The organism is Pseudomonas sp. SL4(2022), assembly GCF_026625725.1.
GTDB lineage: Bacteria > Pseudomonadota > Gammaproteobacteria > Pseudomonadales > Pseudomonadaceae > Aquipseudomonas.
On sequence record NZ_CP113060.1, the window covers coordinates 2,155,802 to 2,171,313 of the forward strand.

General features: G+C 61.9%; 14 protein-coding genes and 1 pseudogene. 1 reads left to right on the forward strand and 14 read right to left on the reverse strand.

Translation table 11 applies throughout. The features are described from left to right. Positions 1 to 19: 19 nt before the first annotated feature. The 14 genes and pseudogenes from OU997_RS10270 to OU997_RS10335 all read right to left on the reverse strand — a co-directional run bounded on the left by OU997_RS10270 (position 20) and on the right by OU997_RS10335 (position 14,413). The gene (locus OU997_RS10270; RefSeq protein ID WP_108487812.1) at positions 20 to 1,816 is read right to left on the reverse strand and encodes a zinc-dependent metalloprotease family protein; all 1,797 of its coding nucleotides are present in this window, start codon (positions 1,814 to 1,816) and stop codon (positions 20 to 22) included. 36 nt (positions 1,817 to 1,852) lie between these two features. Next, positions 1,853 to 2,536, reverse strand: coding sequence for a hypothetical protein (locus OU997_RS10275; RefSeq protein WP_108487811.1), 684 nt, complete (start codon positions 2,534 to 2,536; stop codon positions 1,853 to 1,855). 223 nt (positions 2,537 to 2,759) lie between these two features. Further along, positions 2,760 to 5,006, reverse strand: a complete 2,247-nt coding sequence (gene gspD, locus OU997_RS10280; RefSeq protein ID WP_267809825.1) for a type II secretion system secretin GspD — start codon at positions 5,004 to 5,006, stop codon at positions 2,760 to 2,762. A 296-nt stretch (positions 5,007 to 5,302) separates the two neighbouring features. Continuing rightward, positions 5,303 to 5,626, reverse strand: a complete 324-nt coding sequence (locus OU997_RS10285) for a DUF3392 domain-containing protein (protein WP_108487809.1) — start codon at positions 5,624 to 5,626, stop codon at positions 5,303 to 5,305. A gap of 30 nt (positions 5,627 to 5,656) precedes the next feature. Next, entirely contained in the window at positions 5,657 to 6,817 is a 1,161-nt protein-coding gene (hemW, locus tag OU997_RS10290; protein WP_267809826.1) for a radical SAM family heme chaperone HemW, read from the reverse strand. After that, positions 6,814 to 7,410 carry an RdgB/HAM1 family non-canonical purine NTP pyrophosphatase gene (rdgB, locus tag OU997_RS10295; RefSeq protein ID WP_108487807.1) on the reverse strand — a complete coding sequence of 199 codons (597 nt, stop codon included), beginning with the start codon at positions 7,408 to 7,410 and terminating at the stop codon, positions 6,814 to 6,816. The genes hemW and rdgB overlap by 4 nt, the downstream gene beginning before the upstream one ends. Before the next feature lie 13 nt (positions 7,411 to 7,423). After that, complete coding sequence (locus tag OU997_RS10300; RefSeq protein WP_108487806.1) at positions 7,424 to 7,843, reverse strand: DUF4426 domain-containing protein; 420 nt, start codon at positions 7,841 to 7,843, stop codon at positions 7,424 to 7,426. Positions 7,844 to 7,883: 40 nt separating this feature from the next. After that, positions 7,884 to 8,504 (reverse strand): methionine biosynthesis protein MetW, encoded by a 621-nt coding sequence (gene metW / locus OU997_RS10305; protein ID WP_090250134.1) that lies wholly within the window; start codon positions 8,502 to 8,504, stop codon positions 7,884 to 7,886. Positions 8,505 to 8,506: 2 nt separating this feature from the next. Next, complete coding sequence (gene metX / locus OU997_RS10310) at positions 8,507 to 9,646, reverse strand: homoserine O-succinyltransferase MetX (protein ID WP_108487805.1); 1,140 nt, start codon at positions 9,644 to 9,646, stop codon at positions 8,507 to 8,509. A gap of 96 nt (positions 9,647 to 9,742) precedes the next feature. Continuing rightward, on the reverse strand, positions 9,743 to 11,725 hold the full coding sequence (locus OU997_RS10315) for a dynamin-like GTPase family protein (RefSeq protein ID WP_267809827.1): 1,983 nt from the start codon (positions 11,723 to 11,725) through the stop codon (positions 9,743 to 9,745). Between the two features lie 236 nt (positions 11,726 to 11,961). After that, positions 11,962 to 12,259 (reverse strand): annotated as a pseudogene (locus OU997_RS10320) (DUF167 family protein). An 11-nt stretch (positions 12,260 to 12,270) separates the two neighbouring features. Beyond that, entirely contained in the window at positions 12,271 to 12,861 is a 591-nt protein-coding gene (locus OU997_RS10325; protein ID WP_108487803.1) for a YggT family protein, read from the reverse strand. 10 nt (positions 12,862 to 12,871) lie between these two features. Further along, on the reverse strand, positions 12,872 to 13,690 hold the full coding sequence (gene proC, locus OU997_RS10330) for a pyrroline-5-carboxylate reductase (RefSeq protein ID WP_267809828.1): 819 nt from the start codon (positions 13,688 to 13,690) through the stop codon (positions 12,872 to 12,874). A gap of 48 nt (positions 13,691 to 13,738) precedes the next feature. Further along, positions 13,739 to 14,413 (reverse strand): YggS family pyridoxal phosphate-dependent enzyme, encoded by a 675-nt coding sequence (locus OU997_RS10335; protein ID WP_267809829.1) that lies wholly within the window; start codon positions 14,411 to 14,413, stop codon positions 13,739 to 13,741. A gap of 63 nt (positions 14,414 to 14,476) precedes the next feature. Here OU997_RS10335 and OU997_RS10340 point away from each other — a divergent pair, with 63 nt between their 5' ends. Next, positions 14,477 to 15,511, forward strand: coding sequence for a type IV pilus twitching motility protein PilT (locus tag OU997_RS10340; protein WP_267809830.1), 1,035 nt, complete (start codon positions 14,477 to 14,479; stop codon positions 15,509 to 15,511). The last annotated feature ends 1 nt before the right edge of the window (position 15,512 follow it).

Here is a 15,512-nt window from a genome sequence, read left to right on the forward strand (position 1 = left end):
TTTGAGTGCTGCCGGGTGTTTACAGCTTGCCGATGCTGACGTTGTCGATAAACAGCGACTCGCTACGTTGAGTGCCCAGGATTAGCAGGTCGACGCGGCGCAGGGTACCGGCTGGCAGCTGCACTTCATGCTGCAGCTTGCTCCAGCTGCCACCACGGGTGGTGCGCTGGCCAAGGGGCAGGTACTGGCCACGGCCATTGCCATCCTCGACATACAGGTAGGCGTAGGCGATGGCGCTGACCGCACTGCTGCGGCCAATGCTCAGGTCGGCCGAAACGCGATAGCGATTACCGGCCTGGACATTACCGAGCAGGCTGACGCTCGCACCGGCGCCTTCGTACTGACGCTGATAGGCTTCCAGTGCCAGGCGGCTGCCGCTGGCGAAGGTGCTGGCGCGGGCACTGCCATGGAAACCAGACCAGCCACCGATGCCGTTCTCGAAGTTCCAGCCGAACTGGGTTGGCGCAGGTGGTACCGGAGGTGCGGCGGCCTGGACTTCCTGCAGTTCGACCTCATCGACCAGCAGGCTGCTGCCGCTGTCGCTCCAGATCGCCACATACAGATTGCGCACGTTGCTTGGCGTTGTATAGGTGAAGGCTTTTTCCAAGCGGCTGAACTCGTTGCCCGTTACGGACAGAGTGACCGTCTGCTCGGCGCTGTAGGTAAAGCGGCCATCGGTGCTTTCCTGCAGGATCGCCACGCGCACGTTCTCACGGCTGTCGCGGGTCTTGAGCATGGCTTTGGCTTTCAGGCGATATTTCGCGCCGGCAGTCAGGCCAGTGACCGGTGTGGCCAGTACATCGAAGGACTGCGCGTCCATTTGCAGTGCGTTATCACGGCAGTTCAGGGCCACATTGACCAGGCTCAGCTGCGCCTGGCCGAACAGCGCACGCCAGCCTTCGTTGCTGTTGAACTCGCCGTTGCTGACCAGGCCCTTGAGCGCTGGCTTGCTGCACCAGGGCAGCTCGGCCGGCGGCGTGGTCGGGTTGCCGGTACCGGGGTTAGTGGTGACCGGCACCTGGGTGGCGCGGAAGGCGGCGATCTGCCCGGCCATGGCGTTGAGTGCGCGCACCGCATCGGCGCGATCGGGCATACCGCAAGGCTGATTGGCGCAGTCGGCATCATTCAGCCGTGGATTGGAAAAGACCGGCGCCTGACGGCGTGCGCCGAAGACCTGTGGGTAGGCCATGATGGTGCTGAACTGACCCTGGACGCCGTATCCACGGCTCCATTCGTGGGTGCCGTTGTGGCCGTTGGCGTTGTAGTAGCCTTCCTGCTGATCCTGCTCGTAGGAGTGGCGCAGGCCCATATTGTGGCCGGCTTCATGGGCGAAGGTGCTGAGGCTGCAGTCGACGCCGGTCAGGCCATAGGCCATTTCCTTGGCACCGTTGTTGAAACGGTCGCTGTTCTTCGCCCCGGTGCCCATCCAGGCGATACCGCAGACGCCATAACCCTGGCCCTGGGTGGTGCGGTTGATCAGCTGTACCACGTCGGCGCCGTATTGCTCACGCAGGCGCTTTACCTGAGCGTCGTCGGTGAACTTGTTGAGGTTGGCGCTGGACACGTCGTAGTAATTGGCCCAGTCGAGCAGTTGCTTGTGCACCAGGCGCAGGCGGATATTCACGCCGCTTTTGGCGTAGGCCGTGTTGGTGTATTCGATGTAGCTGGCGATGCGTGCGTCGATATCGCGGCCGTTGGGCAGGCTCTGCGCGTCCTTGGTGTAGAGCACCATGATGTCGACGGTTTGCGGGTTGGCCTGGGCGCTATGGGCGGCCAGGGCCAGTGCGAGGGCAGAGAGCCATTGCACTTTCTTCATATCAGCGTTCCTTGTGCGATGTGGGTAAGAAGGTGATCAGCCCTGAGCGGGCGGTGGCAGCGGGGCCAGTTCTTTATGGTCGTAGTGCAGGTGGTCGTTGGGGTCGGCCCGCAGTACCAGCTGGTTTTCATCGGTGATCACCGTCTTGCCGGTGGCGTTATCGATGATGATCGACAGGCTGCCGTCGAGCGTGGCGACGGTGATATGGGTTTCCAGCGCGCCCTTGATCAGGGTCATGCTTTCCACTTCATCGCCATCGATCAGGCTGCCTTGCCATACGGCGCTGCCAGCGGTGTTGCGGGTTTCGCCGAGGCTGGCGCGGGTTGGGCTGCTGCGCCCTGGCAGTGCCAGCGCGACCACCTGACCGACCGCCAGGTTGTTGAGTTGCTCCGGGTCGACCTGGGTCAGGTGCTGGGTGATGCCGTTGCTCTCGGTTTCCTGCAGGGAGTTTGCGTCCCAGAGCGTGGCCTGCGCGGCGCGGCTGGTGGCCACGGGCGGTTTGGCCTGCAGGGTGGATGCGCCGCTGGTGTGTTGCCTGGCTGCCGGGCCCGGGGCTTGCGCAGCCAGGCTGGCGTTGGGTGTGGGGGATTTACCGTTTTGGTTGTTGTTCGATGCGGCTTGGGTTGGCTTGGGCTGCTCAAGGTCAGCCGAGAGGACGACCCCCAAGACGCCGCCGACAATGGCGGTGGCGACTGCAGCTGTAATCCAGCGTTTTGACATGCGACTGCTCCATTAGTCTGGAAAGTTAAAGTCGCGCAGTCTAGGTAGAGCCTTGGCGGTTATTCGCTATGCAGTTCACAGGCAGAGGGTATGGGCAGGGCCAGCTTGTTTAATTTGAACGTTGGTCTCATATGCAGGGTGTGCCACGTCTCGCTCGGAATGGGGCACAGTTCCAGGCGGCTCGGTTATGCCGTTGCTACGCGCTGCAGCAACGGCGTTACGCTTACTCGGGCTGGGCGCTGGCGCTGCGTTTGGGCAGTTGTTCGGGCAGGGCTGCGAGGGCTTTGAGCGCCATTTCACGGCTCGGGTAACTGCCATAAAGCACGGCATAGCGGGTTTCTCCGGCTTCATTGCGTTCGGCCAGGCGCAGCGGCTGTTTGGGATGGCGTTCGAGCAGGGCCTGCATAAATTCGCGGCTGCTGCCTTCAACCAGCTTGATGGTGTGGCGGCGCGCTGCAACCTTGGGTTTGCTTTCGCCACCGCGGCCATCGCCCAGGGTGGCGGGGTCGACAGGTTTTGGAGTTTCAATCAGGGTTTTGCTCGGTTTTGCCGGGATGGCTTTTGCTGGTTGGCGCAGGTCGGTCGCAGGCGCCTCAATGCCCTGGTCGAACAAGGCATGGGCCTGCTGCGGCAGATGGTCGTAACCGTTGGCCTGGCCGAGCAGGCGCAGGTCGCGGTATTTGCCCAGGCTCAGGTTGGCCAGGCCGACACCGTCGCGCGCCACGGTTGGGCGCAGGAACACCATCAGGTTGCGCTTCTGTCGGGCCTCACGGGTAGAGCGGAACAGACGGCCCACGCCGGGAATATCGCCGAGCAGTGGCACCTTGCTCTCACTGCTGGTGATGTCGTCCTGAATCAGGCCTCCGAGCACGATCACCTGACCGTCATCGGCCAATACGGTGCTCTTGATCGAGCGCTTGTTGGTCACCAGATCCACGGCCTGAGCATTCAGCCCGGTGCTCGGGGCGATGGAGGAGATTTCCTGTTCGATCACCAAGCGCAGGGTGGCGCCTTCATTGATATGTGGGGTGACCTTGAGGGTGACGCCGATATCCTTGCGCTCGATGGTGGTGAAGGGGTTACTCGAACCGGCGGCGTCGGTGGTATAGGAGCCGGTCTGGAACGGCACGTTCTGCCCCACCAGAATCTCGGCGGCCTGGTTGTCCAGGGTCAGCAGGGTTGGGGTTGAGAGCAGGTTGCTTTTGCCGTTCGAGGACAGTGCGGTGATCAGCGCGCCGAAGTTGTCATTGCCAACCCCCAGAATCGCCCCGTTGGGCAGTGCGCTGGCCAGTTCGCCGGGCTTCTCGCTGGCAATTGCACCGAGCAAGGTGCCGACCGACAGGCCGGTGTTGCTGAAATTCACCCCGCCGAGACCTGCACCGTTGCCCCGACCGTCGATGGCCCACTGCACGCCGAGGGCGTCGTTGATGTCGCCGGACATTTCTACGATGGCCGCCTCCACCAGCACCTGGGCGCGGGGTATATCCAGCTGGCGCACCAGGTCCTCGAACATATTGACGATATCGGCTTCGGCCATGATGACGATGGCATTCAGGCTTTCGTCTGCGCGAATCATCAACTTCAGTGGGGACGCATTTTCACTGCCCTGGCCTTGGCTCAGGTTGTCGCCGAAGTCGCCGAGGGTCTTCGCCATCTCCTTGGCATCGCCATGGCGCAAACGGATAACCCGCGTATTGGCCGAGCGCGAACTGGGCGTGTCGAGGCTCTGCGCCAGTTTCAACAGCCGCGCCCGTGCCTCTTGCGGGCCCAGCAACAGCAGGCGGTTGGCGCGGGTATCGGCGATCACCTGGGCGCCGCTGGCCTGCGGATTTTGCAGCGAGCTGTTGATCACCGCGGCCAGTTCTTGCACCCACGCATGGCGCAGGTCATAGACGCTGAAATCGTCCTGATTCTGGCTGTCCAGCTGGCGGATGACTTCGTTGATGCGGGCGATATTGGCCGGGGTGTCGCTGATGATCAGGCTGTTGGACGACTGCACCGCAGCTAAATGCCCGTGGTTGGCGACCAGGGGGCGGATCAGCGGCAGCAGGTCATTGGCCGCACCGTGCTGCACCTGCAGCACGCGGGTTTCCAGATTGCCCTGGCTGCCAGCGGTGGTCTTGGCCTCGCTGTTGGGGATGATGCTCAACTGATTGCCTTGCGGCATCACCGCGAACCCATGGGTACTCATCACCGAGAGAAACAGCTTGTACACCTCGGCCAGGTTCATGGGCTGTTGCGCCACCACGGTGACCTGACCTTTCACCCGTGGATCGATGATAAAGGTCTGTCCGCTGATACTGGAAACCTGCTCAATAAAGTCGCGGATCTCCGCACTCTGCATATTGATGGTCCAAGTGTCCTCGTTTTGTGCAGGCGCTTCGGGCGACGCATTGGCCTGGCTGGCGATACCGAGCAGCGTGATGTGCAGCAGCAGGTGGAGAAGTGGGCGCAGGGCAGGCGTGATCATGGCTAGGGCATCAGTAGGTGTGGCCGTAATGCACTGCCGCAGCCGACGCAAGGTCGGGCAAGGAAAGGCTGGAGGCGCTGTTTGGATGGGATAAAACGGCTGCAACCAGCACTGCGAGCAGTGTTGGGGGCGCAAGGCTAATGAAAAAAATCGGCGCTTGTTGAGGCGTGAAGGCGATCTGCGATGATCGTCACAGTCGGTCGGCAATTTGTTGCCAGGACGTGATGGGCGTTAGTTGGCGGTTACGCCTGCAAGCGGGAGCCCGTGCTCAGGCTCCCGATCAGTTCGCCAGCAGCCTAGCTCCGATCCGCGAGAATACCGATGATAAAGAACACCAGAATCAGCACCGGGGCCAGGGTGAAATTGTTGAAGAAACCCAGGCCCTTGGCCAGGTACGGCGTGGCGAAGACCATCAGCAGGCCGTAGCCCACCGCGCAGAGCAGGACGAAGATCAGCGTGCGCAGGATGAAGTTCATGCTGCTGGTGTTGCGTTGCACCCAGGTGTTGATGCCGGGGCCGAAGAGCACCAGCAGGGTGGCCATGATCGCCAGGGAGATGTCGTACAGGTGGCCACGGCTCCAGCGCGACAGGGTGACGATCAGGTCGAGTAGCAGGTCCATCCGGTTTCCTTAGCCGTGGCGGCGTGTACGTCAGGGTAGAAAATACTGCAGCAGATCGTTGAGAAACAGTTGGCCTTCGCGGGTGGCGCATAGGCGTGTCGGATCGCTGTGCAGCAAGCCGCGCTTTTGCGCCTCGACGCGCGCGGCAGCAAGCAGGCTGAGCGGCAGGCCGGTGCGTTGAGTGAACAGTTCGCTGGCGACGCCGTCCGTGAGGCGCAGCACATTCATCAGAAATTCGAAGGGCAGCTCATCAGCACCCAGGACGCGTTCGCCGGCGCTGAAGCGTTTGCTGCGGTCTAGGTAGTCTTTGGGCAGGCGGGTTTTCCAGCTACGGCTGATGCGTCCGTCCGGTTGGCTGAGTTTGGCGTGAGCGCCGGCGCCGATGCCGAGAAAATCGCCGAAGGTCCAGTAGTTCAGGTTGTGCCGTGCGGCCTTACCGGCCTGGGCGTAGGCCGACACTTCGTACTGCGCATAACCTTCAGCGGCCAGCAGGGCCTGTCCGGCTTCCTGAATGTCCCAGAGAATATCGTCTTCCGGCACTTCGGGTGGCTGGTTCCAGAACACCGTGTTCGGCTCCACGGTCAGCTGATACCAGGACAGGTGCGTCGGCCCTTGAGCAATGGCGGTGCGCAGATCGCTGAGTGCATCCTCGATGGACTGGTCCGGCAGGCCGTGCATCAGGTCCAGGTTGAAATTGTCGAAGCCGGCGGCGCGGGCCATATCGGCGGCATGCACCGCTTCGTCGCCGTCGTGGATTCGGCCCAGGGCGATCAGCTTGGGCGCCTGGAAACTCTGCACGCCAATCGACAGGCGATTGATGCCCAGGCGGCGGTAGTCCTTGAACTTGGCCTGTTCGAAGGTGCCGGGGTTGGCTTCCAGGGTGATTTCGATATCGGCGGCAAATGGTACGCGCCGCTCTACGCCTTGGAGCAGGCGGCCGAGGGCCTTGGCCGAAAACAGGCTGGGGGTGCCGCCGCCAAAGAAAATCGAACTCAACGGCCGGTTATGCACCTGCGCCAGATCAGCATCCAGATCGGCCAACAGGGCATCGACGTACTCATCTTCCGGCAGGTTGGGCCCGGCGGTGTGGGAGTTGAAGTCGCAGTACGGGCACTTCTTCACGCACCAGGGAATGTGCACATAGAGTGCAAGGGGCGGCAGCGCGAAGCCACCGCCGGACGCCGTGGTCATGCCAGGCCCAGCCGCTGTTTAAGCAGGGCCATGGCGCGTGCGCGGTGGCTGATCTGGTTTTTCTCGGCCGCCGGCAGTTCAGCGCTGGAGCAGTCGCGCTCGGGCACCCAGAACAGCGGGTCATAACCAAAGCCTTCCACGCCTTGCGCGGCGTGCAGGATACGTCCGTGCCAGAGGCCTTCGCAGATGATCGGCAGCGGATCGTCGGCATGCCGCACCAGCGCCAGGCAGCAGACGAACTGCGCGCCGCGCTCGGCGTCTGGCACGTCTTTTAGCGCGGCGAGCAACTTGGCGTTATTCGCCGCGTCACCTTGGCCATCGGCGTAGCGCGCCGAGTAGATGCCCGGCGCACCGCCGAGAAAATCCACTGCCAGGCCGGAATCGTCGGCCAGCGCTGGCAAGCCTGACAGGCGTGCGGCGTTGCGCGCCTTGAGAATGGCGTTTTCGATAAACGACAAGCCGGTTTCTTCCGGCTCAATCATGGAGAACTCGCCGACCGAGCGCACGCGCACGCTGCTGCCGAGCATGGCTTGCAGCTCTTTGAGTTTGCCGGCGTTGTGGCTGGCCAATACCAGCTCGTTGAAAGGCATCATGTATTCAGGGCCATCATTCGTCTGGGAAGACTTCCTGGTTGAAGTCGAAGCTGTGCGCCACGCCATCGGCCGCGCGCACGTTGATGGTGAAGCGCAGCATTTCACGCTGGCTGAAGGTGAATTGTGCCAGGTAATAGATGGCCTCACCTTCGTTGACCTGTTTGAAGGTCAGCGGCTGGCTACGGCCGACCAGATCCTTCACTTCGCCACTGACGCTGGCGTTGCTGGCCTTGCCAGCCTTGAGCACGGAAATGTTCACCACGCCCTGGGTCTTGCTGCGCACCAGGCCGTTGGCGGCGGCGATATCTGGCTGTAGAAAGCTGGAATTGAAGGCGATGTAGTGCACGTCGAGGTCGCCGAACGTCTGCTTGCGTTCAGCCAGCGCTGGCAGGCTCAGGCACAGGGCGATCAACAGTAGTGCGATGCGACGCATAAGGGTTCTCCAGATGGACAGCAGCCTGGGATAAGGCCGCTCAATTGGCGATTTGAACATCCTGGGCGGTCGGCCCGCTGATCCGGTAAATGCCGATTTCACCTAACAGGTTAGGCCAAATCCGGCTGGCCCAGCCGTGCCGGTGGTCGCGGTCCACGGCCAGGCGATCCATCACTTTCGCACCTTGATCGTGACACAGCTTTTCGAAGTCTTCGAAGGTGCAGAAGTGGATGTTCGGCGTGTTGAACCAGGTGTATGGGAGAAAATCCGACACCGGCATGCGGCCCTTGGTGGTGAGGTACCAGCGGCAGTGCCAGTGGCCGAAGTTGGGGAAGGTGATGATGCAGGTCTTGCCGACCCGCAGCATTTCCGCCAGCACCTTGTCCGGGTAGTGCAGGGCTTGCAGTGACTGGGTCATGACCACCACATCGAAGCTGTTACTGGCGAAGTTGCCCAGCCCCTTGTCGAGGTTCTGCTCGATCACGTTGACACCCTTGCTCACGCATTGGGCGATGTTGTCCGCATCGATTTCCAGGCCGTAGCCGCTGACCTGCTTGTGTTCGGCCAGCCAGGCGAGCAACTCGCCATTGCCGCAACCCAGGTCGAGCACACGGCTACCCGCGGGAATCCACTCTTGGATGATGTCGAGGTCCGCGCGCATGGCTACACCTTAATCCGTTTCATATAGCTGTCGAACGCCTGCAGGTAGCGCGGGATCGGCATCAGGAAGGCGTCGTGGCCCTGGGGGGCGTCGATTTCCAGGTAGCAGACGTTCTTCCTCGCGGCAGTCAGGGCATCGACGATTTCCCGCGAGCGTGCCGGCGAGAAGCGCCAGTCGGTGGTGAAGGACATCACGCAGAAATCAGCGCTGACGTGGGCCAAGGTCTTGGCCAGGTCGCCATCGTGATTGGCCGCCGGATCGAAGTAGTCCAGCGCTTTGGTCATCAGCAGGTAGGTGTTGGCGTCAAAGCGCCCGGAGAACTCCTCGCCCTGGTAGCGCAGGTAGCTTTCCACCTGAAACTCGACGCTGTGAAAGTCGTAGTTGAGTTTTTCACTCTTCAAACCACGGCCGAATTTCTCGCCCATGGCGTCGTCCGACAGGTAGGTGATGTGGCCGACCATGCGCGCCAGCATCAGGCCGCGTTTGGGGATCACGCCCTGTTCCTGAAAGTGTCCGCCGTGGAACTGCGGGTCAGTGAGGATCGCCTGGCGCGCCACTTCGTTGAAGGCGATGTTCTGCGCCGACAGCTTGGGTGCCGAGGCAATCGCCAGGCAGTGGCGCACGCGCTCGGGGTAGCTGATGGTCCATTGCATCGCCTGCATGCCGCCGAGGCTGCCGCCGATCACGGCTGCCCACTGGCGGATGCCGAGGTTGTCGGCCAGCCGCGCCTGGCTGTGCACCCAGTCCTCCACGGTCATCACCGGGAAGTCCGCGCCAAAGGGTTTGCCGGTCGCCGGGTTGATGCTGCTGGGGCCGGTGGAGCCGTTGCAGCCGCCGAGGTTGTTCAGGCTGACGACAAAGAACGTGTTGGTGTCGATAGGCTTGCCGGGGCCGATGCAGCTGTCCCACCAGCCCGGTTTACGGTCGTCGGCACTGTGGTACCCGGCGGCGTGGTGGTGGCCGGAAAGGGCGTGGCAGATCAGCACGGCGTTGCTCGCCGTGGCATTCAGTTCGCCATAGGTTTCGACGATCAGTTGGTAGTCGGCCAGGCTGCGCCCACAGGCCAGCGCCAGAGGTTCTGCGAACTGCAGCACCTGCGGGGTTACCAGGCCAACAGAGTCTTGGGGAAAGGCAGTCGGCATCGACCCTGCTCGCAAAAAAGGAAGAGCCGCAGTCTAAAGAGCGCCGCCCCAGGCGGCAAGCGCATGGGGCGGCTGTGTAGTGCTGATAAGAAGGGGCTATTCGCCGATGCTGTGTGGGCGTGCGGCCCCTGGCAGATTGACTACCTTGCCTTGGCGCTGCACAGGTGCAGGTCGGCGCAGGGTGCGCAGCATGTCGTTGGCTTGCGCCAGTTGCTGTTCCAGTTCGCCGCTGTAGCGTGCCAGTTGCTGGCCGCGCTGGCGCGCCTGCTGAGTCTCCTGGGCCAGGGCCTTGAGCCGCAGCATGTGGGTCTCCAGCAGTTGCTTGTGCTCCAGGGTGTGCTGCATCAGCGGCATCAGCGCATCGTTGGCCCACTGCTCGGCTTCCTGGCGCATGCGCTGATGCAGGCCGATCACTTCCTGTACCAGGGTGGCGAAGAAGCGTTTGGTCAGGCTGCGCTGTTCAGTCAGCAGGGTTTTCAGCTGCAGGCGGAACTGGTCGGCCTTGGTCTGCTGCTGCTTGAGTTCACGCAGGTAGCGGTTGACGTTGAACTGCGGTGCGTCGACGCCGTGCAGCGGGTTCTCTTCGTTGTGCCGACGGTAGATGGCCGCGATCATCTTGTTGGCCATCTCGGCTTCCTGCGCCAGGTTGTGCAGGTCCTGCTCTATGCTGCGAAAGAAATGCAGGATGGCCTGGTTGATACCCAAGGTGGTCCAGCTGCCGGTGAGGTTCTTGCGCACCTTGTTCAGGTGTTCGTCCAGGCGTTCGCTGCGTGAGGCGTGGCGCAGCAGATCGCCCTGACGCTTAAGCAGGCGCTGGTTGGTTTTCAGGCCCAGCAGGCGTTTGTGGTGCTGGCTGTGGTCTTCCTTGGTCTTGGCGGTCAACTCGAACAGCATCTGGCCATTGTCGTGCTGGTGATTGCTCAGCAGAGCCTGTTGTTCGTTGACCTTTTCCAGGCGCAGGTTGAGTACGTGCTGGCTGTTCTGCAGCAGCTTCAGCACCTGATTGACCACGCGGTCCTCGAGCAGGCGTTCTTTCTGCGCAATGATGCGCTCGCAGAGCAGGTTTTCCAGGTTGCTCATCTGGCTGCGGGCCAACAGCTCGGTGTCCTTGCGCACCTTGGCCAGCATCGCCTGCTTAGCCGACAGCGGCAGTACGTCCTCGACGCGGATGCCGAGCTGGCGCGCGGTGCTGGTCTGGATCTGGCGGATGGCGTTTTGCACAAAGGCTTCGCCGGCCAGGTCATCCCAGAGCACGTCGATCTTGTTCAGCACGGCGAACAGGCTGGTCTGGGTGTCTTCGTCAAGCTGGCGGATATGCTGCTGCCACACGGTCATGTCGCTGGCGGTCACGCCGGTGTCGGCGGACAGCAGGAAGATGATCGCCTGGGCGCTGGGCAGCATCGACAGGGTCAGCTCCGGCTCGCTGCCGAGGGCATTCAAACCAGGCGTATCAAGAATGCGTAAGCCCTGACGCAGCAGCGGGTGGTCGAAGTTGACCATGGCGTGACGCCAGGCCGGCACCAGCACTTCGCCGGGTTTGCTGGTGCTTTCCAGCATGTCTGGGTGAAAGCCCAGGGCGATCGCCTGCTCCACGGGCATGGGCTTGGTTCGGGCGACCTGATTGAAGGCCTGCACCATGTTGTCCGGGTCACTGAGGTCCAGCGGGATATTCACCCAATGTCGGGGAATGCGCTTGAACTGCGCCACGCTGGCTTCGGCGACACGGGTTTCAATGGGCAGCAGGCGGATATAGGAGCGTTCCGAACGGGGGTCGAAGAACAGCTCGGTGGGGCACATGGTGGTGCGCCCCGCCTGGGACGGCAGCATACGCTGGCCGTAGGACGAGAAGAACAGGCTGTTGATCAGCTCGGTCTTGCCACGCGAGAACTCGCCGACAAAGGCCAGGGTAATGTGGTCGGTACGCAGCAGCTTCAGTGCGCGCTCAAGCTTGGCCTCCACGGCCTCGGAGTTCAGCCGGTTGGTCATGAGCCAACTGCGATAGCGTGTGATCTCACGCATCAGCTCGCGCTTCCAGGCGACGTACGCATCCACCTGCTGACTGAGACGTTCCATGCTCATCCTGGCTTTCCTCCGGTTGGCGCATCCATTGTGGGGCGACTGGGGCTATACGGCACCCAGGTCAAGTCGGGCACACATTGCATGTTGCCGCTTAGCGAGTCGACGCGGCAGATGACGCTTTAAAGCCTGTGAAATTAAGCCAGATCCACGACGTTCGTGGATTGACTCGATTGGCATTATGCGGGCCACAGCTATGGCGTCAATTGCATGTCGTCGCACGCCCGCCTTATGGTCAGTCAGGGTGACTGAGTGGTCAGTTCCAGCTCCGGCGGAAGTCGTTGCGGCTGTTTGATGCGCACGCGTTTTTGCCGGCTTTGCTGGCCGCTTTCCAGGCTGACCTGGCTTTTGCTGACGGCCAATGCGCAGGCCAGGAAGGCCAGCAGCAGCGCATTGGCTTTGCCGTCTACGGGGGGGCGCGGTGAGGCGGATTTTCAGCCGATCACCGTGCAGCCCGGCGAACTCATCCTTGCTCGCCTTGGGCTGCAGGTGGCAGTCGAGGATCAGGTCGGCGCCGTCCCAGCGAAAATGGCTCATCGGTGCTTGGCTCAGATCGCCAGGCTGAGGCCTTTGTACATCCCGGTCATGATCGCCAGGTTGCGGATCACCAGCATGTCGATCAGGTTGAGAATCAGGAATGCGACGATCGGCGACAGGTCCAGCCCGCCCATGCTCGGCAGCAAACGGCGGATCGGCGACAGCAACGGTTCGCAGATCTGATTGATCAGCATGGCCGTGGGGTTATGGCTGCCCTGGGCGACCCAGGAGAGGATCACGCTGATGATCAGAGCGAAGAAGAACACCTTGAGGAACAGCGCGGTGACGCCAACAATCGACCACACCAGCAGCTGCAGCGGGTTATCCACGCCATAACCGAGCAGCATCAGGGTTAATGCCATCAGCACCAACTGCACCAGGATGGCCAGCACCAGCGAGGCCAGATCAAGCCCGGCGACGCTCGGAATCACCTTGCGCAGCGGTTTCAGCAGCGGGTGGGTGGCGCGTACGATGAACTGGCTAAGCGGGTTGTAGAAGTCTGCCCGCACCAGTTGCAGGATAAAGCGCAGCAACACAATCAGCAGGTACAGGCTGCCAATGGTCTGCAGGATATAAACAGCGGCGTTGTCGAGTCCGATCATGGTGGCTCCTTTATTGACCCAGTTGTTCGGCCAGCTCGGCAGAGCGGTGGGCGGCGGCGTTCAGGGCTTTCTCGACCAGGGCTTCGAAGCCATTGGCCTGGAAGGTCTTGATTGCGGCTTCGGTGGTGCCGGCCGGTGAGGTGACCCGGCGGCGCAGTTCACTGGCCTCGACATCGCTGGCCACGGCCATCCGGGCCGCGCCGAGTGCAGTGTGCAATGTCAGCTGGGCGGCGGTCTCGCGCGGCAGGCCGAGTTTCTCGCCTGCGGCGGTCATGGCTTCGATCAGCAGGAAGAAATACGCCGGACCACTGCCGGATACGGCGGTGACGGCATCGATCTGCGCTTCCTGATCCAGCCACAGCGCCAGGCCAACGGCGCTGAGCAGCTGTTCGGCCTGCTGGCGCTGGGCCGGTGAAACCTGCGCATTGGCATACAGGCCGCTGACGCCCTGGCGCAGCAACGCCGGCGTGTTGGGCATGCAGCGTACAATCGCGCGCGGGCCGAGCCAGTTTTCCAGGCTGGCGCAGCTGATTCCGGCCGCAATCGACACCACCAACTGCTGTGCGCCGATGTGCGCGGCGAGGTCCAGGCAGACCTCCTTCATCACCTGCGGCTTGACCGACAGCACGATTACGTCTGCGCCCTGGATGGCTTCGGCGTTGGCCTCGAACGTGGTAATGCCGAACTCAGCGCTGATCTTGCTGCGTTGTTCGGCACCGCGGTCGCTGGCGCGAATGGCGTCGGCGCCGATGCCCTGGGCACGCAGGCCGCCGATCAGGCTGGCAGCCATATTGCCGGCACCGATAAAGGCAATGCGGGGAGTGGTCATAACGGGCTTCCTTAATAAGGCTGAAGGCAAACTCAATCAGTGGCTGCTTTAGTCGCGCGCGCCGAACAAGGCGGTACCGATGCGCACCCAGGTTGCGCCTTCGGCGATCGCCGCTTCCAGATCATGGCTCATGCCCATGGACAGGCTGTCGAGGCCCAGGTTCAGGTCGTGTTGCAGTTCGCGCAAGCGGGCGAAGGCGGCACGTTGCTCGCTGGGGTCATCGGTGGGCTCGGGGATTGTCATCAATCCACGCAGCCGCAGGTTGGGCAGTTGTGTAACCGCGTGTGCCAGCGCCGTTAACTCGTCCGGGTGACAGCCCGATTTGCTGGCCTCACCGCTGACATTCACCTGCAGGCAGATATTCAAGGGCGGCATGCCTATCGGACGCTGATCAGACAGGCGTTGGGCGATTTTCAGGCGATCCACCGAATGCACCCAGGCGAAGTGCTCGGCGATCGGCTTGGTTTTGTTCGATTGAATCGGGCCGATAAAGTGCCAGGTCAGCGGCAGATCGCTCAGTTCGGTCTGCTTTTCCAAGGCTTCCTGCAGGTAATTCTCGCCGAAGTCCGGCACGCCGGCAGCAAAGGCTTCACGGATCGCCGCAGCAGGTTTGGTTTTGCTTACCGCGAGCAGGCCGACAGCCGCATAATCGCGCTGCGAGGCTTGCGCCGCCTCACGGATACGCGCTCCGACCTTTGCAATATTCTCTGCTATCGTGGACATTACTTGCGCCCGCCGCCTGGGTTTCGCGGCATTCTACCTGCTTGTCTGTCATTAGGGAGTCCCATGGATATCACTGAATTGCTGGCCTTCAGTGCCAAGCAAGGTGCATCGGACCTGCATCTCTCCGCTGGCCTGCCTCCGATGATTCGGGTTGACGGTGATGTTCGCCGGATCAATCTGCCTGCGCTGGACCACAAACAGGTCCACGCACTGATCTACGACATCATGAACGATAAGCAGCGCAAGGATTTTGAGGAGTTCCTCGAAACCGATTTCTCCTTTGAAGTGCCGGGTGTTGCGCGTTTCCGGGTTAACGCCTTCAACCAGAACCGCGGTTCTGGCGCGGTATTTCGGACCATTCCCTCGAAAGTGCTGAGCATGGAAGACCTCGGCATGGGCGAGATCTTCCGCAAGATTTCCGATGTGCCGCGCGGCCTGGTGCTGGTCACCGGGCCAACCGGTTCGGGCAAGTCGACCACCTTGGCGGCGATGCTCGACTACATCAACAGCAACAAGTACCACCACATTCTCACCGTCGAAGACCCAATCGAGTTCGTGCACGAGTCGAAGAAGTGCCTGGTCAACCAGCGCGAAGTGCACCGTGACACCCTGGGCTTCTCCGAAGCCCTGCGCTCGGCGCTGCGGGAAGACCCGGACATTATCCTGGTCGGCGAGATGCGTGACCTGGAAACCATCCGCCTGGCGCTGACTGCCGCAGAAACCGGTCACCTGGTGTTTGGCACCCTGCACACCACCTCGGCGGCCAAAACCATCGACCGTGTGGTTGACGTTTTCCCGGCTGAAGAGAAGTCCATGGTGCGTTCCATGCTGTCTGAGTCATTGCAGTCGGTGATCTCGCAAACCCTGCTGAAGAAAATCGGCGGTGGTCGCGTGGCGGCCCATGAAATCATGATCGGCACCCCGGCCATCCGTAACCTGATCCGCGAGGACAAGGTGGCGCAGATGTACTCGGCGATCCAGACCGGTGGTTCTCTGGGTATGCAGACGCTCGATTCCTGCCTGAAAACCCTAGTGTCCAAAGGTATCGTCACGCGCGAAGCCGCGCGGGAAAAAGCCAAAACTCCGGAAAACTTCTAGA